Raw genomic sequence first — 21,718 nt, 5'->3', positions numbered from 1 at the left:
CGAACTGCCCCCCGTCAGCGGGCGGGCTTGGTCCCTCGCACGATCAGCCGCCGCGCGTGGTGGTCGTAGGGCTCGGCGTCGAAGCCGCCGAAGCACTCCACGCCGGTGAACCCGGCGTCCTCGAAGAGGCCGCGCAGCTCTGCCGCGCTGTAGAGGAAGGAGGTGAGGGAGGCCTCGCGCGCGACACCGTCACGCACGAGCGTCCAGTCGGTCCGCAGCCGTGTCCAGCTGTCCAGGACGGTGTCGCGCTGCACCACGTACGCACCGTCGAGTTCGACGAGTTGCGGGCGGCCGATCCAGCCGGCGAGGACTTCCTTGCCCATCACGTCGATGAGCAGTTGCCCGCCGGGCACCAGCGAGGCGTGCGCGTTGCGCAGCACTTGGACGTTGTCCTGCGGGTCGTCGAAGTAGCCGAAGGAGGTGAAGACGTTGAGTACCACGTCGTACGTGTCCGGCTCGACGTGGGTGAGCATGTCGGCCTGGATCAGGCGGACATCGACCCCGGCGTCGTCGCACCCGGCCCTGGCGCGTTTCAGGAGCTCCGCGCTGAGGTCCACGCCCGTGACCGTGTAGCCGCGGCGCACCAGCGGCTCCAGATAGAGGCCGGGTCCGCAGCACAGGTCGAGTACGCGGCTGCCGGCCGGGAACCCGAGGAGCGGCGAGCGGGCGACGGTGTCCGCCGTCTCCTCCCGCCGCCGCTCGGAGAACATCGTCTCGGAGAAGTCGGACCAGAATCCCTCGTCCTCGTACCAGTGCATGCTGCCGCGACCTCGATCCAGTGGGCTGTCGTGGCCCGTACGCCGCGGCTGCGTGAGCGACGGCGTACGGGACGTGCGCACCAGTGGTCGGCCGCGGGACGCGTCTGGTTCCCCGCTGCCTCCCTGTTGGTGCCCCGCTGTTTCCCGGCGCAGGGGCCCCGGGCTGACCGCCCGGCTCGCCGCGCGCGTACCGCCGGGTGACCATGGAGCTGATACCGGCCCCGGAGCCGGGTACGGGAGGCTCACGTGGCGCACACCCACACGACCGACGTACTGATCGCGGGAGCGGGCCCCGTGGGGCTGAGCGCGGCCGCCGAGCTGCGCCGCCACGGGGTGCGCTGCCGCCTGGTCGACCGCCTGCCCGAGCGTCTTCCGTACGCCAAGGCGGTCGGCGTACAGCCGCGCACCCTGGAGATCTGGGACCGGATGGGTCTGGCGCGCGCCGCGATGGAGAACGCCGCCCCGATGCGCGGCCAGCTGATCTACGCGAACGGTCAGGAGCGGGCGCGGATCGAGCTCGAGCTGCCGCCCGAGGTGCCCTACGGGTTCGCCGCGCTGCCGCAGTACGAGACGGAGCGGCTTCTCGAGGAGTACCTGGCGGGGCTCGGTACGGTCATCGAGCGCCGGACGGAACTGGTGTCGTTCGCTCAGGACCCGGACGGCGTCACGGTCCGGCTGCGGACGGCCTCCGGGGCCGAGGAGGAGTCACACGTCGGCTATCTGATCGGCTGCGACGGCGCGCACAGCACCGTCCGCAAGGGCCTCGGCCTGACATTCGAGGGCGGCGCGCTGCCCGAGGAGTACATGCTGGGCGACGTCGAGGCCGACTGGGACCTGCCGCACGGATACGGCATCCGTTCCCTCCACGTGGCCGACGACGGCTCCACCGACGACCTGCTGGTCTGCATCCCACTGCCCGGCCGTGGCGGCCGCTATCGCATGTCGATGCTGGTCCCGCCCGAACTGTCCACGCGGACCACGGGCCGGGGGCGAGCCGGGGACGACGGCGTCGTGCACGGCCTGGAGGGGCAGGTCGCCCCGGAGCTGCACCATCTCCAGGCCGTCGTCGACCGCCTGGCGCCGCGCCCCGCCCGCCTCTCCCGGCTGCGCTGGTCCTCCGTCTTCCGCATCAGCCACCGCATCGTCGACCGCTACGGCGAGGGACGCGTCTTCGTCGCGGGCGACGCCGCCCACATCCATCCGCCGACCGGCGCCCAGGGCATGAACACCGGCATCCAGGATGCCTGCAACCTGGCCTGGAAGCTGGCGCTCGTGGTCCGGGGCACGGCCGGGCCCGCCCTGCTGACCAGCTATGACGCCGAGCGCCGGCCGGTCGGCGAGGAAGTCGTCGGCCGGACCGTGCGGCACGCCACCCAGGGCATCGAGACCGACCCGGACGACCCGCGGACCCTGATGCTGCGCGAGGCCCAGCTGCTGGTCGGCTATCGGGGCGGTCCGCTGGCCCACGCCCCGTACGGACCGGCCGATGCGCCCCAGCCCGGTGACCGGAGCCCCGATTGTGGCGGTCTCACCGGGACCCTGGCCACCTACCCACTGCGTCTGCTCGACGTCCTGCGGGGCCGCACCGAACACGTCCTGCTGCTGTACGCGGACGACATCGCCGACGTGAACGCAGCGGCCGCGGCTGCCACCGACGGAGGTGGCCCCGCCCGCGCGGGCCTGGAGACGATCGCCGTCCTCGCCCGCGGAGGCGCACCGGACCTCGCAGGCACCCTCACCGTTCCCGGATACCGCGACGCCGCAGGAGAGTTCGCCCGGCTCTACCGACCGGAAGGACCGACCGGCTTCGTCGTCCGCCCCGACGGACAGCTCGGCGCCCGCTTTTCCCTCGCGGACACCGCGGCAGCCCTCGCGGACTACCGCACGGCCACATCCATGCCGGGGTGACCGCGCTCCCCAATCTGCTCCGCCCGCCGGAGAGGGCTACGCGCCGCTCGCCTTGAGCATGTCCTCGCGCTCGACGATCTTCACGCGCTCGCGCTCCTCGGCCGCGCCGAGGGCCTTCTCCGCGGCGTCGAGGCGGTGCCAGCCCTCCCACGTGGTGAAGCGGATGTTCCGCTCGCCGAGGAAGGCGTTCACTGCCGCCGGTTCGGGGGCGGCGGGCGTGTGCAGACGCTCGTTCGCGTGGTCGTCGAGGAGGCTGGCGACGGTCTCGTTGGCGTCGCCCTTGGTGTGCCCGATCAGGCCCACGGGACCACGGCGGATCCACCCGGTGACGTACGTGGACTGCAGGTGCTCCCCGGTCTCCTCGATGACGCGGCCTGCCTTGTCCGGCACCGTGCCCGACGCGACGTCCCAGGGCAGCTTGGGCAGTTCGTCGGAGAGGTAGCCGACGGCGCGGTAGACGGCGCCGAGGTCCCAGTCCTTGAACTCGCCGGTTCCCTTGACGTTGCCGGTGCCGTCGAGGGCGGTGCGCTCGGTGCGCAGGCCGACAACCCGGCCGTCCTCGCCGAGGATTTCGGTCGGCGACTCGAAGAAGTGCAGGAACAGCTTGTGCGGCCGCTCGCCGATGTCGCGGATGGCCCAGTTCTCCAGCGTCTTGGCCACCATGTCGGCCTGCTTGTTGCCGCGCCGGGTCGCGATCGAGCCGTCGTCGTAGTCGATGTCCTCGGGGTCGACGATGACCTCGATGTTCGGGGAGTGGTCGAGTTCCCGCAGCTCCATCGGGCTGAACTTGGCCTGCGCGGGGCCGCGACGCCCGAAGACGTGCACCTCGCGCGCCTTGTTGGCCTTGAGCCCCTCGTGGACGTTCGGCGGGATCTCGGTGGAGATGAGCTCCTCCGCCGTCTTGGCGAGGATGCGCGCCACGTCGAGCGCGACGTTGCCGACGCCGAGGACGGCGACCTTCTCCGCGTCGAGCGGCCAGGTGCGCGGGACGTCGGGGTGCCCGTCGTACCAGGAGACGAAGTCCGCCGCGCCGTACGAGCCGTCGAGGTCGATGCCGGGGATGCCGAGCGCCCGGTCGGCCGTCGCGCCGGTGGAGAAGATGACCGCGTCGTAGAAGCTGCGCAGGTCGTCCAGGTCGATGTCGCGCGGGTAGTCGACGTTGCCGAAGAAGCGGATCTGCGGCTTGTCGAGGACCTGGTGCAGGGCCGTGACGATGCCCTTGATCCGGGGGTGGTCGGGGGCGACGCCGTAGCGGATGAGGCCGAAGGGTGCGGGCATCCGCTCGAAGAGGTCGATCGACACACCGGGCTCGACCGCCACTGCGGATTTCAGCAGCGCGTCGGCGGCGTAGATGCCGGCCGGACCGGCTCCGACAACGGCTACCCGCAGAGGGCGAGACATGATCAGGTTTCCCTTCGAGCGAAGACATGGGGCTCGTGGGGAAGCCTAAACTAAGGCAATCCTAAGTTAGTACTGGGGTTGGACCTATGACCTCATAAGGTCGGCTTATGGGATCACGAAGGCGGGGTTTGGGCCACGGGTCGCTCACGGGAGCCCACTGCAAGATCAAAAGTCGCACGGGTTAGCATATGAGCGCCGCCTAGCTCGAAAGATAAACCTGTGACTGTCAATGACGACTCGTTCACCAATTGGAAGCACCGCGAGGAGATCGCGGAGTCGATGATCCCGATCATCGGGAAGCTGCACCGGGAGCGGGACGTCACCGTCCTGCTCCACAGCCGCTCCTTGGTGAACAAGTCGGTGGTCAGCCTCCTCAAGACCCACCGATTCGCGCGACAGATAGCCGGTGCGGAACTCTCCGTCACCGAGACGCTGCCGTTCCTCCAGGCCCTCACCACCCTCGACCTCGGTCCTTCGCAGATCGACGTCGGCCTGCTCGCCGAGGCGTACAGGACCGACGACCGTGGCATGTCGGTGGCCGATTTCACCGCCGAGGCCGTCGCCGGAGCCACGGGCGCCAACAAGATCGAGAGCCGCGAGGGACGCGACGTCGTCCTCTACGGCTTCGGCCGCATCGGCCGCCTCGTCGCGCGTCTGCTGATCGAGAAGGCCGGTTCCGGCAACGGCCTGCGCCTGCGCGCCGTCGTCGTCCGCAAGGGCGGTGAGCAGGACATCGTCAAGCGCGCCTCGCTGCTGCGACGTGACTCCATCCACGGTCAGTTCCAGGGCACGATCACCGTCGACGAGGCGACCAGCACGATCATCGCCAACGGCAACGCGATCAAGGTGATCTACGCCAACGACCCCTCCGAGGTCGACTACACGGCGTACGGCATCAAGGACGCCATCCTCATCGACAACACCGGCAAGTGGCGCGACCGCGAGGGGCTCTCCCAGCACCTGCGCCCCGGTATCGACAAGGTCGTCCTGACCGCGCCGGGCAAGGGCGACGTCCCGAACATCGTGCACGGCGTCAACCACGACACGATCAAGCCGGACGAGCAGATCCTGTCCTGCGCCTCCTGCACCACCAACGCGATCGTCCCGCCGCTGAAGGCGATGGCCGACGAGTACGGCGTGCTGCGCGGCCACGTGGAGACCGTCCACTCGTTCACCAACGACCAGAACCTCCTGGACAACTTCCACAAGGCCGACCGCCGCGGCCGCTCCGCGCCGCTCAACATGGTCATCACCGAGACCGGCGCCGCCTCCGCCGTCGCCAAGGCGCTGCCCGACCTCAAGGCGCCCATCACCGGCAGCTCGATCCGCGTGCCCGTCCCGGACGTCTCGATCGCCATCCTGAGCCTGCGCCTGGGCCGCGAGACCACCCGCGAAGAGGTCCTCGAGCACCTCCGCGACGTCTCGCTGCACTCGCCGTTGAAGCGCCAGATCGACTTCACGACCGCTCCCGACGCCGTCTCCATGGACTTCGTCGGCTCGCGGCACGCCTCGATCGTCGACGCGGGCGCCACCAAGGTCGACGGCGACAACGCGATCCTCTACCTCTGGTACGACAACGAGTTCGGCTACTCGTGCCAGGTCATCCGCGTCGTCCAGCACGTCTCCGGCGTGGAGTACCCGACGTACCCGGTGCCGGTGGCCTGACAAGGCCTACGGCTCCGCGACGGGCGGCAAGGGGTTCGTTCCCTTGCCGCCCGTCGCCGTTTCCCCGTCACCCGCCGAGCAGCCTGCGGGCGCCGAGGGCGAGGGAGATCTCCACCAGGTCGCCGACCCGGGTGAGATTGCGGCCGGTCAGCTGCTCGACGCGGCGCAGCCGGTTGAGGACGGTGTTGCGGTGGCAGTAGAGGCGGGCGCCCGCGCGCTGCGCGGAGCCGTCGGTCTCCATCCACACGACGAGCGTGTCGATGAGGAGGTCCCGGTCGGCGGGGTCGAGGGAACGCAGCGGGCCGAGAACGCGCTCGGCGAGCGCCTCCGCGAGCTCGGGCGACGAGACGACCAGGGCGTCGGGCAGCCGTTCGTCCAGGAGTACGATGCCGCCGCTGCGGGGGCAGGCGCGCAGGGCGGTGTCCGCGAGGCGGCGGGCGCAGGGGACGGCGGTGAGGCCCTCCACCGGTGAGCCGATGCCCGCGCGGGCCCCGGTGGGCAGGGCGAGACCCGCGCCGAGCGCGGACAGTTCGGCTGCCGGTCCGCCGTCGGCGGCGGAGTCGCCGAGCAGCACCAGGATGTACTGGACCCCGGGCCCGGTGTGGCGCAGCGTCCGCGTTCCTGGCGGCAGGGCGGGGGTGCCGTTCTCCCCCGCCAGGGCGATCACGGCGTACCACCCGTCCTCGGGCAGCCCCAGGACGTCCGCGGCGGTGGGCAGATCCGTGAGACGCGCACTTCCGTCGAGGAGACTCGCGGTCAGGAGCCGCAGCCTGTTCTCGTGCCGCCAGGCCATGCGGCGCTCGGTGCGGCGGTAGGCGTCGGCGACCACGCCGCAGTGTTCGTCGACGAAGTTCCATACGTCCGTGGCGACATGGATGAGCAGCCGCATGTCGTCGGGGTTGCCGCGCGCGACCTCCTCGACCAGGCCCTGCCACACCATCGCCCCGCCGAGCCGGAAGGCGTGCAGTAACGCGTCGAGCGGCAGGCCGCGTTCGGCGCGCACCCCGGCGATCTGGATGGACGTGCGGTGGGCGGCCTCCCTGGTCTCCGTCGGCTGGAGGAGCGAGGTCACGCTGTACCGCAGGGAGCGGTGCACCTCCTGCCACACCTCGGTGGGGCGGGCCGCGATGTCCGTACGGTAGGCGGGTTCCTGCTCACGCAGCTCCGCGACGAGCCGGTCGGTCATCGCGGGCAGGTCCCTCAGCAGGGCGCGGGCCGCGCGGTGCAGTACGGCGACGGCATCGGCGTCGAGGAGGGAGCGGGCGCCCGGTGCGAGCGGGGTGATGGCGGGCACTTCGTGCAGGGGCCCGACCCGTGACCGCAGGACGTGTGGCATGGGGCCTCCACGGGAGTGTGCGCAACCGCACTGCCGGATCTTCCTGACGCCCGAAGAATGGCATACCGCCCGGTCGGTACCTAGAGGTGTGCGGCAATCTCCTCATCACGGTCCGGCAACCCTGCGTCGCCGGCGAGGAGCCGGGACAGCTCGACGCGGGAGCGTATGCCCAGCGCGGCGAACACATTGCGCAGGTGGTGGTCGACGGTGCGGTGGCTCACCGACAGGCGTTCCGCCACCTCGCGGTTGGTGGCGCCCTCCGCCACGTGACGGGCGATGCGCTGCTGCTGCGGGGTCAGCGCCGAGAGCACTCCCGCTCCCGGTTCCCCCGCCACCGCCGTGCCCGCGGCGCGGAGTTCACCGCGGCTGCGGTCCGCCCAGGCGCGCGCTCCGCACCGTTCGAAGCCGACCAGCGCGTCCCGCAGCGGGCCGCGCGCCTCGCGGGTACGGCGCCTGCGGCGCAGCCACTGGCCGAACAGCAGCTGTGTGCGGGCGCGTTCGAACTCGCCGGGTGAGCGGTCGTGGTGTGCGAGGGCGTTCTCGTACGATGCGGCTGTCTGCTGAGGTGGAGCCAACAGGGCCTGACAGCGGGCCAGTTGAGCCGGGGCGAGCCGGTCCGCGGTGGATTCCGTCCAGCGGGTGAACTCTTCGGTAGCGTTCCGGGCCTCTGCCGTGCGCCCGGCCTGGACGGCCGCTTCGACGAAGCAGGGGGCGGCCAGCATCCTGACGGCGAAGTGCCCGCGCCGGGGGCCGGGGGCGACCAGTGGGGCAAGGCGGGCCGCCGCGTCCCCGGGGCGCCCCGCCGCGAGATCCGATCGCGCGACCGCCCAGACCGCGAGCGTGGCCGCCTGGTTGAGACCGTGCGGCCCAGCGCCCTCGGCAGCGGCGGCCGCATGCCCGGCGCAGGCATCGGCGTCGCCCTCCACGGACGCCGCGAGCGCGAGGACGGCGTGCAGGCAGGCGGCGACGTTGGGCTGCCCGATACGGTGCGCTGCCCGAAGCCCTTCGAGGGCGTGCGCCCGCGCCGTGGTGTGCCGACCCGCACGCAGTTCTCCGTACGCCAGGTGTTCCAGGGCCCGCGGCAGCAGGACCTCGGGGCCGTGGGCGCGTACGGCGGCGAGTGCTCGGGCGCCGGCGCCGCAGGCGGTGTCGACCTCGCCGACGACCAGGGCGGCGGCCCCGGCGCGCAACAGAGCGGCCGGGTCAGCCGTTTCGGGCAGCGCGTCCAGGCAGCGGCGCAGCAGGGTGTGGCCCTCGGCGATGCGGCCCGCGAGGACCGCGCACATCCCGGCGCGGTACGCCTCCAGGGAGGGGTCGTCGGCGCAGGCGGGCACGCGGGCCATCGCCTCCCGGTAGGCCGCGGCGTCGCCCATCGCCCAGGACGCTTCCGCCGCGCCGATCAGGGCGTGGCGGGCCGGTGCGGGCGGGAGCAGTGCGGCGGCTGCGAGCAGGTCCTCACGGGCGTCGGCGGCGGGGCCGTCGGCGAGGGACAGCAGCCCGCGGACTCGGTGGACCCCGCCGTGCGCGGGAACGGCGGCGGTGCGGGCGAGCAGGGCGCGGGCCCGTACGGGGTCGCCCGCCTGGCGGGCGGCTTCGGCCGCGTCGGCGAGCCGGTCGGTGCGGAGCCCTGTGTCGGCGGTGAGGGCCGCGGCGCGGGCCAGGGCGGCGGAACGCTCGGCGGGCGGGCGTGGCACGCTCGCCGCGGCGGCCCCGGCGAGGGCTTCGGCGAGCCGCGCGTCGTACTCCCCTGCGGCGCAGGCCAGTTGCACCAAGCAGGAGAGCCGATCCCGACAGACCGCAGCAATCCAGGCATGGGCAGCTCTACGGCGAGCTAGGGGGGCACGGTGCAACACGGCCCGCCGAAGAAGAGGATGAGCGAAGTAAACCCGCCCCCCAGCCCTGAAAACCACCCCGGCAACTTCAGCCGCAGCAAACCCACCGGGCGCGCGTTCAGCCTCCCCCTCCCCCTCCCCAACCGCTGCCGCCCGTAACACCAGTGACAGGTCCGCGCCCGTGCCCTCGGGCTCGTGCTCCCCCGCTGCTGCGGCGAGCAGTAGCAAGGTGCGGGTGTCGGGTGGCAGGGCGGCGAGGGGGGTTGTGTAGTCGTCGAGGAGGGGTTCGGCGCCCGGCAGGGGATCGGGCAGCGGGGTGCGGCCGGAGAGTTGGGCGGGGGTGAGAGCCGCGACGAACGCGGTGAGCAGGCGTGGGTTGCCCGCGGCCTCGCGGATCAGCCAGGCTCCGACGACCGGGTCGGCCGAGCCGCGGGTCAGCCGGTCGAGCAGGGCGGCCGCCGCGCTGTCGTCGAGCGGGCCCAGGCGCAGGGGCGTGAGGTCTCTCAACTCGCGCGTACCGTAGCTGTGTTCGGTGTGCGTGAGCAGGACCGCCACCGGTCTGTCGGCGGGCAGGCGGCGTAAGTCGGCCAAGAGGGCGTCCCGGGCCGCCGGGTGCCACCTGTGTGCGTCGTCGACGCAGACCAGCAGCGGGCCCTCCCGCGGCAATGCCGCCGGGGCGGCGAGCTGAACCGATGGGAGCGGGGCGCAGATCGCTCGCGCGTACTCCACGAGCGCGGTGCGGCCGAGGCCCGGCTGCGCGACCAGGGCGAGGATGCCCCCTCGGCCCGCCCACAAGCGTGCCACCAGGGCTTCCACCGCAACGATTGCCTCGCGGCGGCCGTAGAGCTCGGGGGCCGTGAGCACGCCGGGTCCGGTCGTCGAAAGGGTCACGCTCGCACGTTACTCCGCGTAACACCCCCCGGAAGCCCCGCGTCCACCGCACTGGGCACACCACCAGCGGCATCCGCGTCCGGGTGTGCGCGGGCACAGTCCGCGGACCGGGGGACGACATACGTCGTCCGCCGCCGGCTGATCCACCGGCGACGGACGAAGGGCCCCCATGACGGGCCGTCAGGGTCAGGAGTTGTGCGGGCAGTTGCCCCGGTACTCCTCGATGGTGAGGCTCGGCCTCGGCAGCGGGCAGAGGAACTGCTCGAAGCGGGTGTCGTTGTCGATGAACCGCTTCAGCCACGAAATGCTGTACTTCGCGATCGTCGTGTTCGACGAGTTCGGCGTGAAGTGGGAGGCGCCGTTGAGCTCCAGGTACGCCTTGTCCAGGCTGCTCGGCAGCGACTGGTAGAACGGCTCGGAGTGGGAGGAGACAGGCGCGACGGTGTCACCGTCGGCGCCCACGACGAGAGTGGGCGTGCGCAGCTCGGGCCAGGTCTTGTCGGTGTTCCAGCCGGTCAGCGGGATCGCCGCCTTCAGCGAGGAACGGCTCTTGGCGGCCTCCAGGGTGCCGCCACCGCCCATCGAGTGCCCCATCACACCGAGCCGGGAGGCGTCGACGCGGCCCCGTACCGAGCTCGACTGCGTCAAGTAGTCGAGAGCAGACAGGAGTTGGCGGCCTCGACTGTCGGGCTGGTCGACCGTCGTATTGGTGTCGATGGTGAAGACCACGAAGCCCTGGGAGGCGAGCCGCGGCCCGAGCCAGGCGATGCTCGACTGGTAGGCGGTGAAGCCCGGGGAGATGACGACCGCACCGAAGGTGCCGTCAGCAGTGGACGTCGGGTAGTAGATGGTCCCGCCGCCGAAGCCGGACACGCTCAGCGAGGAGACGCTGGTCTGCGAGACGGCGTACGAGCCGCGCGATGCCTCGATGCTGGAGACGGTGGGTTCGGGGCCACGCTCGTACGGGTTGTCCGCGACGGCCTGGGCACCGGGCGCGAGGCCGGTCCCGAGGAGGCCCGCGGTGGCGACCGCGGCGGCCAGAGCGGCCCGCACCACAGGGCGGGAGAAGACGTGCATGCGCACGGAGGGGTCCTCTCGGTCATGGCGGGGCCGACCGGGAGAGGGAGGTATGTCCCGGTGGAGACCGCCGTGTTCGTTGGCGGTCCCCACCGTGGTGGCGCTGACGGGGTGTCGGCATCGGCGAAATCACCGGTGTCGTACGGACACCGACCCCAGCCCACCGAAGGTGGAGGCCCGAAAGAGGCGGAACAGTGCCTGTACCTACGCATTGGTACCCCCGGGCCCACAGCGAGCGCACAGCACGAGGCAGGCCACCTCGCGCCCTACTCGCGGGTTCGTTTGATTCTTCAACACATCGCGCGATTCATTGACGCGGACCGTTCACCTCTTTATGGTCGCCTGACCTTCCCCGGCGACCCCGCAACGGAGCACAATGAGGTCCCTCCCCCGCACGGCCCGGTTCATCGCACCCCTCCTCGTGGGTGTGCTTGCCGCAGCCGTTCCCCCCACCGCGGCGGCCGACATCGCGTCCCCAGGCACCGAGAAGCCGACGACGCCCGCGCCCTCGTCCGACGACGGCTGGACGCTGACGTCGACCCGTATCGACGCGAAGGACACGTACCACGCCCTCGTCGGCAACGGCTATCTCGGTCAGCGCGTCGCGCCCAACGGATCCGGCTACACCGCTTCCGACGCCAAGACCGGCTGGCCGCTGTTCAGCCGCCGTTACGACGGTTCCTTCGTCTCCGGGCTGTACGCGCACAACAAGGACACCACCGAGAACCGCGAGGTCGCCGCGGCCATCCCCACCTGGAGCCCGCTCACGGTCTCCACCGGTGGTCCCGACTCCGAGACGTTCACCTCCGCGACGCCGGCCTCCCGGATCTCGCACTACCGGCAGAGCCTCGACCTGCGCCGCGGCCTGGTGCGGACCGAGCTCACCTGGACCGCCACGGACGGCCGGGCCACCGACCTCGTCTACGACGTGCTCGCGGACCGCGCCAACCCCCACGTCGGCGCCGTACGCCTGCGCGTCACCCCGCACTGGGACGGCGAGGCGAAGGTCACCGACCGCATCGACGGACGCGGCGCCCGGCGCATGACCGCCACCGGCGGCGGCGCACGCTCCGGAGGGCAGACCATGGCCGTGGGGTTCCGCACGGATGGCACGAAGACCGAAGGCGCTGTCGCCTCGACGCTCCGCGCGGGGCATGGTGTGCGTACAGGAAATGAACAACGCTCAGCTCCTGCCCACGAGTTGAGCGCGCATCAGTCCGTCGGCGTGCCGGTGCGGTCCGGCCGGACGTACGAAATGACCAAGTTCGTCGGCGTCGACACCGCGCTGACCTCCCGCTCCCCCGAGCGTGACGCCGTCGCGGCCTCGCAGCAGGCTGCCGGGCGCGGCTGGGACGCACTGTTCGCGAGCCACACGGCCGCCTGGCGCAAGCTGTGGCACAGCGACATCGAGGTGGCCGGGCAGCGCGATCTCCAGTCGTGGGTGCGCTCCGCCCAGTACGGGCTGCTGTCCAGCACCCGCACCGGCTCGGCCAACAGCATCTCCCCCACCGGTCTGAGCAGCGACAATTACGCGGGGCTCGTCTTCTGGGACGCGGAGACCTGGATGTACCCCGCGCTGCTCGCCGCCCACCCCGAGCTCGCCAAGTCCGTGGTGGAGTACCGCTACCGCACCCGGGACGGCGCCCGCGCCAACGCGAAGAAGCTCGGCCACCGCGGCCTCTTCTACCCGTGGACCAGCGCAAGCAAGGGCGACCTCAAGGCCGAGTGCCACAGCGTGGACCCGCCGCACTGCCGCACCCAGAACCACCTGCAGAGCGACGTCGCCCTGGCCGCCTGGCAGTACTACCTCGCGACCAAGGACTCCCACTGGCTGCGCACCCGCGGCTGGCCGGTGATCAAGGGCATCGCCGAGTTCTGGGCCGACCGCGCCACGCGCAACGCCGACGGCAGCTACTCCATCAAGGACGTCGCAGGTCCCGACGAGTACAGCAACGGCGTCGACGACGGCGTGTTCACCAACGCGGGCGCCGCCACCACCCTGCGTACCGCTACCCGCGCGGCGGAACTGCTCGGCAAGGACGCACCGGCGAGCTGGGAGAGCGTCGCGGACAAACTGCGCATCCCCTACGACAAGAAGAAGCAGGTCTTCCAGCAGTACGACGGTTACAAGGGCTCGGTGATCAAGCAGGCGGACACCGTGCTCCTGATGTACCCGCTGGAGTGGCCGATGTCGAAGCAGGCCGCCACGAACACCCTCGACTACTACGCGGCCCGCACCGACCCCGACGGGCCCGCGATGACCGACTCGGTGCACGCCATCGACGCCGCCGCGATCGGTGAGCCCGGCTGCTCCGCGTACACGTACCTGACGCGCTCCATCCGGCCCTTCGTGCGGGGGCCGTTCGACCTGTTCTCGGAGGCGCGCGGCGACAAGGCGGGAGCATCCGACCCGCTCTCCGGTTCCCCCGCGCAGAACTTCACGACCGGCCAGGGCGGCTTCCTCCAGGTTTTCACCAACGGCCTGACCGGGCAGCGGATGCGCGAGAACAGCGTGCATCTCGACCCGATGCTGCCGCCGCAGCTGTCCCAGGGTGTGAAGCTCAACTCCCTGCACTGGCAGGGCCGTACGTACGACATCGCCATCGGCGCCCACGAGACCACCGTGCGGCTCACGCACGGCGAGCCCTTCGAGATCGAGACGCCGCAGGGCAAGCAGATCGTCAGCGAAGGGGCGCCCGCGCACCTCAAGACCCGCCGCCCGGACCTCGAACCTACCGACAACCTCGCCAGGTGCCGTGCCGCGAAGGCGACTTCGGAGCAGCCGGGCCAGTACGCGGACGCCGCCCTCGACGGCAATACCGCCACCGCCTGGGTCCCCGAAGCCGCGCGCGCCACGCTCACCGCGGATCTCGGCAAGGTGTCCCGTATCGCCGATATCACCCCGCGCTGGACGGACGTGAAGCCCACGAAGTACGCGGTGCAGACGTCGCGAGACGGCCACCACTGGAAGACCACCGAGCCGGACGAAGGATCCACGGCCCGCTACGTCCGCGTGAAGCTCACCTCCAAGGACCCGAAGAAGCCCGCGGGCATCCAGGAGTTGACCGTCAACCGATAGGTCGCGGCGGGAGCGGGCACGCGACGGTGGAGGCACGTGAAATGGCGTGTCTCCACCGTCGCTGCCGTTATAGCCTCCGGGCGTGGCAGACGAGGCGTACGAGGATCCGAGGCTGGCAGCGCTCTACGACCCGCTGGAGTCGGACCGCGGCGACTTGGACGTATACGCCGATGTGGCCCAGGAACTGAAAGCACATCAGGTGCTGGACGTCGGGTGTGGCACAGGAACATTCGCGCTGCTCCTAGCCGGCCGGGGGCTGCGAGTGACCGGCGTCGAACCGGCCGCCGCCTCCCTCGACATCGCCCGCTCCAAGCCCGGCAGCGACCGCGTGCGATGGATCCACGGTGACGCGACCGCGCTCCCGGACATGCGGGTGGACCTGGCCACCATGACCGCCAACGTGGCTCAGGCGATCGCGGTTCCGGAGATGTGGGAGTCCACCCTTCGCGGAGTCCATGCCGCCCTGCGACCGGGCGGCCATCTCGTCTTCGAGACCCGTGACCCCGACCGCAGGGCGTGGCGGGAGTGGAACCGCGACGCGACCCTGCGCACGGTCGCCGTCGAAGGCGTCGGCGACGTCGAGACCTGGGTGCAAGTCACCGACGTCAGCCTGCCGTTGGTGAGCTTTCGCCACACCTACGTCCTCACCGCGACCGGCGAGGCCCTCACCTCCGACTCCACCCTGCGCTTCCGCGAGCGCGACGAAGTGACCGCATCGCTCGCCGCCCACGGCTATCTGGTGGAAGAGATCCGCGACGCCCCGGACCGCCCCGGCAAGGAGTTCGTCTTCCTCGCCCGCCGCCCGACGCCCCGCTGACACGTCGACGAGAAAGCCACGCGCCGCTTGCGCACATCAATGGCGGTAAGCGCCATGGCCAGCGGCCCCGGCACCAGGAACGCCAGCGGCAACATCATCCAGGCACACAGAACAGCCGCCGCGAGGGCAAACAGCACCAGGACGCTGCCACCCACGTCCCGCACCGAATAACCGACGGCCGCCCGCACCGCCGCACGCCATCCTCGCCCACCGCACGCCGCCCCGCTAACACGTCGACGAGAGCGCCACGCGCCGCTTGCGCACATCAACGGCGGTAAGCGCCATGGCCAGCGGCCCCGGCACCAGGAACGCCAGCGGCAACATCATCCAGGCACACAAGACGGCCGCCGCGAGGGCGAGCAGGACCAGGACGCTGCCGCCCACGTCCCGCGCCGATGCACCCCCGGCGCCGCGCACCGCCGCTCGCCAGTCGGTGAGCGACGCGGGGTGGGCGCAGGCGCGCAGGGCCACGATCACCGCGCACGCCCCGATCGCCGCCGCCGTGACGGCGAAAGCGCGGGCCCCCGGCAGTCCCGCCCCCGCGAGCGCCAAGTCCGCCGCGAGCAGCAGCACCCCGATGACGGCGGCCAGCCCCGCCGCGAGGTCGCCGGGACGGAACCGGTCGCGTAGAAGCACCAAGTAACGCTTCGCCGTGGCCGGTTGGTCGTCCTCGGTGCCGCGTACCACCGCGCAGGCGGTGGAGAGCGCCGCCGGAGCGGTGATCAAGGGCAGACAGGCCAGCGCTGTGACCACGCCGAGTGCGAGGACGTCCGCGAACAGAGTCATCCGCGGTCCGAAGATCTCGCCCGTCTCGCGGGCCCGCGCGCTCATCCCTTCACCCCGGAGTTGGCCATGCCCTCGACCAGGAAACGCTGGAAGGCGAGGAAGAACAGCACGATCGGGAGCAGTGCGATCACCGACATGGCGAACATCGGGCCGAACGCGGACTGGCTGGAGGCGTCCACGAACGACCTCAGCGCGAGCGTCAGCGTGAACTTCTCCGGCGAGAAGAGATAGATCAGCTGCGTGAAGAAGTCGTTCCACGTCCAGATGAACGTGAAGATCGCCGTGGTGACCAGGGCGGGCCTGGTGAGCGGCAGGACGACCAGGAAGAAGCTCCGGAAGGGGCCACAGCCGTCGATCCTGGCCGCTTCCTCCAGCTCGCGCGGCAGGCCCCGCATGAACTGCACGATGAGGAAGACGAAGAAGGCCTCGGTGGCGAGGAACTTCGGCAGGATCAGCGGCCAGTAGGTGTTCACCATGCCGAGCTGGTTGAAGATGATGTACTGCGGGATCAGGACGGCGTGGTGCGGCAGCATGATCGTCGCGATCATGAAGGCGAAGAGCGGGCCCCGGAAGCGGAAACGCAGCCGCGCGAAGGCGTAGGCCGCCAGGGAGCAGCTGAGTACGTTGCCGAGGACCGCGCCGCCCGCGATCAGCAGGGAGTTGGAGAGCAGTCGTCCGACGGACACGTCGTCCACGCCGTCCAGGGCGGTCGAGTAGTTCGACCACTCCAGCTTGCTCGGCAGCAGATTCAGGCTCGCGATCACCTCGTCGGCCGGCTTGAGCGACGTGGCGACGAGCCAGGCCAGCGGGTAGAGCATCACCAGGAGAGCGGCCAGGCATCCGGCGTGCAGCGCGACGCGACGCCAGGGAAAGGCCCTGCGGCCCGTGGCGGTGGCAGTGGTGGTGGTCATCGCTCCCCCTCGTTCGCGTAGAAGACCCAGGAGCGCGAGGTGCGGAAGACCACCGCGGTCACTGCTCCGATGGCGATCAGCAGGACCCAGGCCATGGCGGAGGCGTAGCCCATGTGCGAGGCGACGAATCCACGGTCGTAGAGGTAGAGCGTGTAGAAGAGGGTGGAGTCGGCGGGGCCGCCCTTGCCGCCGCTGACCGCGAAGGCGGGCGTGAAGACCTGGAAGGCCTGGATGGTCTGGAGCACCAGGTTGAAGAAGAGCACCGGTGACAGCATCGGCAGGGTGATCGACACGAACTGCCGCCTGCGGCTCGCCCCGTCGACCGCGGCAGCCTCGTAGAGCTCCACGGGAATCTGCTGGAGACCCGCCAGAAAGATCACCATGGGGGCGCCGAACTGCCACACCGTCAGGAGCGCCACGGCGAGCAGCGCCCAGCCGGGCTTGTTGACCCAGCCGCCGGTATGGATGCCGACGTCCGCCAGGAGGTTGTCGACGGTGCCGCCGTCGTTGAAGACCGCCCGCCACACCAGGGCGATCGACATGGACGCGCCGAGCAGCGAAGGGGCGTAGAAGGCGGACCGGTAGAAGGACTTGCCGCGCTTCATGGACTTCAGGGCGAGGGCGACGGCGAGGGCGAGCGCCAGTTGCAGCGGCACGGCGATCACGACGTACATCAAGGTCGCGCCGACCGAGCGCCAGTAGCGCGGGTCCTCGGTGAACATCTGGACGTAGTTGCGCAGTCCCACCCAGCGCGGGGCGTTGAACAGGTCGTAGTCGGTGAAGGACAGATACAGCGAGACGGCCATCGGAAGGAGCGTCAGGACGGCGGCGCCCAGCACCCAGGGCGAGAGGAACACCCAGGCGGCGCCCTCGCGCCGAAGCCTGCCGGGCTGCTTGGTCGGTGGCGCGGGGCGCTCGGTCCGCGCGGCGTCAGCGGGTATGTCGGTGGTGGTGGTCATGACCTCAGCTCCGCCTTCGCCTCGGTGATGTAGTCCTCCGCCGCCTCACGGGGTGACATCTGCTCGAACGACACCTGGTCGTAGTCGCGCCCGAAGGTGGTCTGCAAGGCGTTGTCGCCGCTGGGCGGGGCCTGCGGCGGCGCATCGAGGCTGCCGTCGACGGAGTCCTGGTAGTCGGCGACGATCTTGTCGAAGCCCTTCAGTTCGGGGCCGAGTTCGTCGCGGATCGGTTCGTTGACGGGGATGCCCCGGGAGGCACCGAGGATGGCCGCGGCCTTCTCGTCATTGATCATGAAGTCGATGAACTCTGCGGATTCCTGGGGGTGTTGGGTGCTGTCCGCCGCGCCCATGAACATCGAGGGCTTGAAGTACTGGCCGGGCGTGCCGTCCGCTCCGGACGGCATCGGGGCGAGCGTCAGGCCCTCGCCCACGATGGGCGTGTAGCCGCTGGCGGGCGCGTCCCAGTTGAAGTCGGATATCGCCTTGCCGCGCGCCAACGGCTGGTTCTCCACGGTCCCGTCGAGCTGCGTCGTCTGCTGGGCGGACGACACCGCGCCCTCGCGGCGCAGCTTGTCGGTGAAGGTCCACCAGCGGGTCAGGTCGTCGGCGGTGAAGCCGAGCTTGCGGTCCTTCGTGTAGAGGGTCTTGCCCTGACCTCGCAGCCACACCTCGAAGCAGTCCTCGCTCTGCCCGGGGTCGACGGAGCCCGGCTTCCCCGTCCGCTTCGCCAACTCCCGCATGGCGTCGGCCCATTCGTCCCAGGTCCAACCCTTGTGCGGGAGCTTCACCCCGGCCGCCTTCCATTGTTCGGCGTCGTACACGACGGTTTCGGTGCCGCGGCCCTGCGGGATCGCGTACTGGGTGCCGTCGACGACCCCGGTGGCGAGGAGACCGGGGTCGATCTCGTCGGTGCGCAGGGTCTTCTTCCGCTTTCCGAGGTCGAGGAGGATGCCGCCGGACGCGTACTGGTCGATCTGCCGGTAGTCGAGCTGCATCACGTCGGGGGCGTCGCCGCCCGCCGCCTGGGTGGCGAGCTTCTGCTTGTACGCCTCGTAGCCGGCGAACGAGGTCTGCACCGTGATCCCGGGGTGCTCCTTCTCGAACAGCGCGATGGCTTCCTGCGTACGGGCCGCCCGGTCGGGGTTGCCCCACCAGGTGTAGCGCAGAACGGTCCGGCCGCCGCCGCTCGATTCGTCCGAGCCGCCGCAGCCGGTGAGCAGCGCACTGAGCGTGAGCACCGCGACCGCTCCGCAGGACCACTTTGTCCTGTTTCCGGGCATGCCGATGACACCTCTCCTCTCTGGATTCCTGACGGACGCTTCTACGGATCGGGGCGGTTACTCGCCGTGGTACGGGAGCGTCGTGCCCGGCAGTTCGTACTCGTCGCGGCGCCCGCACATGCCGTACCCGCCGTGGCGCGAAGGCCGGCTGTCGTACGAGCCCGATCCCGCGAGGTAGTCGGGGGTGCCGGACTCCAGGGCCGCCAGCTGCGCGCCGGTGCGCTCGGCGGTGGCGAGGGCGCCCGCCTGCCACAGTTCGCGCCAGGTGGGGACCTTGTCCCGCACGAGCCGGGCCGCGGCCCGCTGGAACTCCAGGTAGGGGCCGTTGTCCCCGGCCCTGAGCGCCTCCCGCAGCGGCAGATACCCCTCGACGGCCAGGTCACGGCGTTTGCGAGCGGCGGCCTCCGCCTCCGGGCCGCTCTTGGCGGGGAGCCGTGCCGCGGCCGCGTACCGCTCGGGGTCGGCGAGCACGTCGGGCGGGAAGGTGAAGACGGCGTCCCCGGCCTCGGGCAGGCCGCTGTTCTGCATCAGGACCGTGATCCGCAGGTCGCCGCCCTGCACCATGCGGTGGACGGTGCCGGGCGTGAACCACGCGACGGAGCCCGCTTCGAGGGGGACCTCGCGGTAGCCGTCGGGGCTGAGCGTCTGGACGGCCCCGAGGCCGCCGGTGACGACGTACGCCTCCGTGCACACCAGGTGCAGATGCGGGCTTCCGCCGCACACGCCGTCGGCGGCCTCCCACTCATAGGCGCTCAGGTGCGAGAGGCCGACGGCTCCGGGCAGGGGGTGCGGAAGGCTCACCATGACAGGCCCTTCAGGTGGGTGGCGACGCGGTCGCGGTCCCACGCGCCGTCGGCGACCACGACGCGGTAGCGGTAGGCGAACGACGCGCCGGGCGTCAGCTCGAACTCCTCGAAGAACGCCCAGGAGAAGGCGACGGTCGGGATGGGTTCGGAGCGCACGAACCAGTGCGAGTCGTGGATCCCGTCCACGTTCTCCGGGCTGTGCGCGAAGACGAGCGTCGAGTGCGCGTCGACGTCGTCGTGCTCGGCGGTGAAGGCCAGCCACGGCCCCTGGGTGCCCATCAGCCCGGCCGCGTCCTTGTCGTCGTCGGGGCCGAAGGCGGCGCCGCCGGTGAAGTCACGCGGACCGCGCCACTGCAGGCCCGTGTATCCGGCCATCTCGCGGCCGGCGGTGGTCGGCGAGCCGAAGCGCAGGGGTTCGTCGCGGATGTTGGTCAGCCGGATCGACCAGTCGAGGGCCCACGACCCGGCGTCCGCGTCGACCGAGTGGACGGTGATGTCCCGCTCTTCCCTGGCCCATTCCTGGCCGCCGTTCTCGATCCAGGTGAGCTCCTCGGTGAAGTGGAGGCGCTCGTCGTCCACGGCGATGGCGGGGAATCCGTCGTGCCGCATGGAGCCGACACGCTCCGGCAGGCGCAGATAACCCTCGCCGTGGACATAGCAGTTGCCGCCCCAGAAGTTCTGCCCCGACAGATGGCTCGCGGTCATCTGAAGGCCCTTGTGCCAGCGGTGGTCGTTCGGCCGATAGCCCGAGACCTGGTGTCCGGCCAGGGTGCGCAGGGGGTGGATGTAGGGCTTGCGCGCCTCGAAGGCGTCCGGGTCCGGGGCGTAGACGTAGCTGAGCAGCTCGACACCGCCCGACTCGACCGTGATCCGCTCGCCGTGGGTGTGGGTGACCTGAATCGTCATCGCTGAGGGCTCCAGTCGGGGTGGCTGCCGTGCATGGCCGGGTAGTAGGGGTCGCCGGAGACGATCTCGCCCGCGAACACCGGCTGCCCGGTGAACGCCGACTTGTAGAGCGCGGCGGCGAATTCGAGGGTGCGGCGGGCGTCGGCGCCGCTGCCCGGTGGCCGAATGCCCCGCTCGTGGGCGTCGAGGAGGGCGCCGAGCTGGGCGGCGTGCGAGCTGGGCACGTCGGCGGTCGGCGTGCGCCAGGCCCTCGCGCGCCCCGCGTCGACGTGCGGGGCCGGGGTGTAGACCCAGTCGTCGTTGGAGTGGCCGTAGAGATGGGTGAGTTCGAGCGTCGCGTCGGCGCAGTCGAGACGGATGCGGCTGACCTCGTCCGGGGACAGGACGCTGTTGACGACGGTGGCGAGCGCGCCGCTCTCGAACCGCACCAGGGCGGTCGAGACGTCCTCGCTCTCCGTGTCGTGCACGAGGCGGGCCGCCATGGCACGCACCTCGGTCCAGTCGCCGAGCAGGTGCAGGAGCAGGTCGAACTGGTGGATGCCGTGCCCCATGGTGGGGCCGCCGCCCTCGCTCTCCCAACGCCCCCGCCATGGCACCGCGTAGTAGGCGCTGTCGCGGTGCCAGGTGGTCTGGCAGTGCGCGACCCGGGGCGAGCCCAGTTCGCCGCTCGCGATGAGCTCGCGGGCGTGGACGGCGCCCGAGCCGTAGCGGTGCTGGAAGACCACCGAGGCGTACGTCCCCGACACCTCCTCGGCGGCGGCGATCTCGTCGTACTCGGCGAGCGAGAGACACAGCGGCTTCTCGCACAGCACCCACGCGCCCGCCTTCAGCGCGGCCACGGTCTGCGCGCGGTGCAGCGAGGGCGGGGTGCCGATCAGAACCAGGTCGGGGCGGACCGCGTCGAGCATCGCGTCGAAGTCCGCGTAGCCATCGACGTTCATGTCCGCGGCGGCGGCCTCCGCGCGGAACGCGGCGAGCCGAGCGGGGTCGACGTCGACTGCGGCTCTCAGCTCGATCCGGTCCGCGTGGGCCCGCAGGGCGGGCAGATGACTTCCGGTCACGATGCCGCCTGTGCCGACGACGGCGGCCCGTAGACGGGTGGGGGTGGAGGACATACGGTCTCCTCGAACGAGCTTAGAAAGCGCTTGCACCGATGCCGACCCTAGGCACCGCAGGAATCCCAGAACAAGACCTCGGAGCCGAAAACCGGAACGAAGAATGAAACGACTCAATGAGGTGGACGCCAATCGTTGCCGCGCGCTCACCACCTCCCCCCGCGACGCCCACATCCGGACATCCGAGATCC

16 protein-coding genes are annotated in these 21,718 nt (G+C 71.0%); 4 read left to right on the top strand and 12 right to left on the bottom strand.

The window, feature by feature from the left end:
- Positions 1–14: 14 nt before the first annotated feature.
- Complete coding sequence (locus ACIBCK_RS10040) at positions 15–758, bottom strand: class I SAM-dependent methyltransferase (RefSeq protein ID WP_399388518.1); 744 nt, start codon at positions 756–758, stop codon at positions 15–17.
- 246 nt (positions 759–1,004) lie between these two features.
- Between ACIBCK_RS10040 and ACIBCK_RS10035 the strand changes: the two genes are divergently transcribed.
- On the top strand, positions 1,005–2,666 hold the full coding sequence (locus ACIBCK_RS10035; protein ID WP_399388515.1) for an FAD-dependent monooxygenase: 1,662 nt from the start codon (positions 1,005–1,007) through the stop codon (positions 2,664–2,666).
- A gap of 36 nt (positions 2,667–2,702) precedes the next feature.
- On the opposite strand, the gene ACIBCK_RS10030 is transcribed toward ACIBCK_RS10035, so the two are convergent.
- Positions 2,703–4,067 carry an FAD-dependent oxidoreductase gene (locus ACIBCK_RS10030; protein WP_399388513.1) on the bottom strand — a complete coding sequence of 455 codons (1,365 nt, stop codon included), beginning with the start codon at positions 4,065–4,067 and terminating at the stop codon, positions 2,703–2,705.
- A 219-nt stretch (positions 4,068–4,286) separates the two neighbouring features.
- On the opposite strand from ACIBCK_RS10030, the gene ACIBCK_RS10025 reads away from it, so the two are divergent.
- The gene (locus ACIBCK_RS10025; RefSeq protein ID WP_399388510.1) at positions 4,287–5,732 is read left to right on the top strand and encodes a glyceraldehyde-3-phosphate dehydrogenase; all 1,446 of its coding nucleotides are present in this window, start codon (positions 4,287–4,289) and stop codon (positions 5,730–5,732) included.
- A gap of 67 nt (positions 5,733–5,799) precedes the next feature.
- Here ACIBCK_RS10025 and ACIBCK_RS10020 read toward each other — a convergent pair whose 3' ends face one another.
- From ACIBCK_RS10020 to ACIBCK_RS10010, 3 genes are all read right to left on the bottom strand, one after another.
- Positions 5,800–7,068, bottom strand: a complete 1,269-nt coding sequence (locus tag ACIBCK_RS10020; RefSeq protein ID WP_399388508.1) for a PucR family transcriptional regulator — start codon at positions 7,066–7,068, stop codon at positions 5,800–5,802.
- Between the two features lie 80 nt (positions 7,069–7,148).
- Positions 7,149–9,791, bottom strand: a complete 2,643-nt coding sequence (locus ACIBCK_RS10015; protein ID WP_399388505.1) for a LuxR C-terminal-related transcriptional regulator — start codon at positions 9,789–9,791, stop codon at positions 7,149–7,151.
- 186 nt (positions 9,792–9,977) lie between these two features.
- Entirely contained in the window at positions 9,978–10,868 is an 891-nt protein-coding gene (locus ACIBCK_RS10010) for an alpha/beta hydrolase family protein (protein ID WP_399388912.1), read from the bottom strand.
- 376 nt (positions 10,869–11,244) lie between these two features.
- Between ACIBCK_RS10010 and ACIBCK_RS10005 the strand changes: the two genes are divergently transcribed.
- Both ACIBCK_RS10005 and ACIBCK_RS10000 read left to right on the top strand, forming a co-directional pair.
- Positions 11,245–13,947 carry a discoidin domain-containing protein gene (locus ACIBCK_RS10005; RefSeq protein WP_399388502.1) on the top strand — a complete coding sequence of 901 codons (2,703 nt, stop codon included), beginning with the start codon at positions 11,245–11,247 and terminating at the stop codon, positions 13,945–13,947.
- Positions 13,948–14,029: 82 nt separating this feature from the next.
- Positions 14,030–14,764 carry a class I SAM-dependent methyltransferase gene (locus tag ACIBCK_RS10000; protein WP_399388500.1) on the top strand — a complete coding sequence of 245 codons (735 nt, stop codon included), beginning with the start codon at positions 14,030–14,032 and terminating at the stop codon, positions 14,762–14,764.
- Between the two features lie 225 nt (positions 14,765–14,989).
- On the opposite strand, the gene ACIBCK_RS09995 is transcribed toward ACIBCK_RS10000, so the two are convergent.
- From ACIBCK_RS09995 to ACIBCK_RS09965, 7 genes are read right to left on the bottom strand one after another with little or no spacing between them, the layout of a single operon-like run.
- A complete protein-coding gene (locus ACIBCK_RS09995; protein WP_399388497.1) occupies positions 14,990–15,595 on the bottom strand; it encodes a hypothetical protein in 606 nt (201 codons plus the stop codon).
- Positions 15,592–16,461: a carbohydrate ABC transporter permease gene (locus tag ACIBCK_RS09990; protein WP_399388495.1), complete on the bottom strand. Its 870-nt coding sequence runs from the start codon at positions 16,459–16,461 to the stop codon at positions 15,592–15,594. Before ACIBCK_RS09990 ends, ACIBCK_RS09995 begins: the two co-directional genes overlap by 4 nt.
- Positions 16,458–17,420 (bottom strand): carbohydrate ABC transporter permease, encoded by a 963-nt coding sequence (locus ACIBCK_RS09985; RefSeq protein ID WP_399388493.1) that lies wholly within the window; start codon positions 17,418–17,420, stop codon positions 16,458–16,460. The genes ACIBCK_RS09990 and ACIBCK_RS09985 overlap by 4 nt, the downstream gene beginning before the upstream one ends.
- Positions 17,417–18,700: an ABC transporter substrate-binding protein gene (locus ACIBCK_RS09980; RefSeq protein ID WP_399388491.1), complete on the bottom strand. Its 1,284-nt coding sequence runs from the start codon at positions 18,698–18,700 to the stop codon at positions 17,417–17,419. Before ACIBCK_RS09980 ends, ACIBCK_RS09985 begins: the two co-directional genes overlap by 4 nt.
- A 57-nt stretch (positions 18,701–18,757) precedes the next feature.
- Positions 18,758–19,504: a cupin gene (locus tag ACIBCK_RS09975; protein WP_399388489.1), complete on the bottom strand. Its 747-nt coding sequence runs from the start codon at positions 19,502–19,504 to the stop codon at positions 18,758–18,760.
- On the bottom strand, positions 19,498–20,412 hold the full coding sequence (locus tag ACIBCK_RS09970) for a PmoA family protein (RefSeq protein WP_399388487.1): 915 nt from the start codon (positions 20,410–20,412) through the stop codon (positions 19,498–19,500). The genes ACIBCK_RS09975 and ACIBCK_RS09970 overlap by 7 nt, the downstream gene beginning before the upstream one ends.
- A complete protein-coding gene (locus tag ACIBCK_RS09965; protein ID WP_399388485.1) occupies positions 20,409–21,527 on the bottom strand; it encodes a Gfo/Idh/MocA family protein in 1,119 nt (372 codons plus the stop codon). The genes ACIBCK_RS09970 and ACIBCK_RS09965 overlap by 4 nt, the downstream gene beginning before the upstream one ends.
- Positions 21,528–21,718 lie beyond the last annotated feature (191 nt).

The sequence above is a fragment of the Streptomyces sp. NPDC051218 genome, from assembly GCF_044455475.1.
Lineage (GTDB): Bacteria > Actinomycetota > Actinomycetes > Streptomycetales > Streptomycetaceae > Streptomyces.
This window is presented reverse-complemented; position numbering and strand designations above follow the sequence as displayed.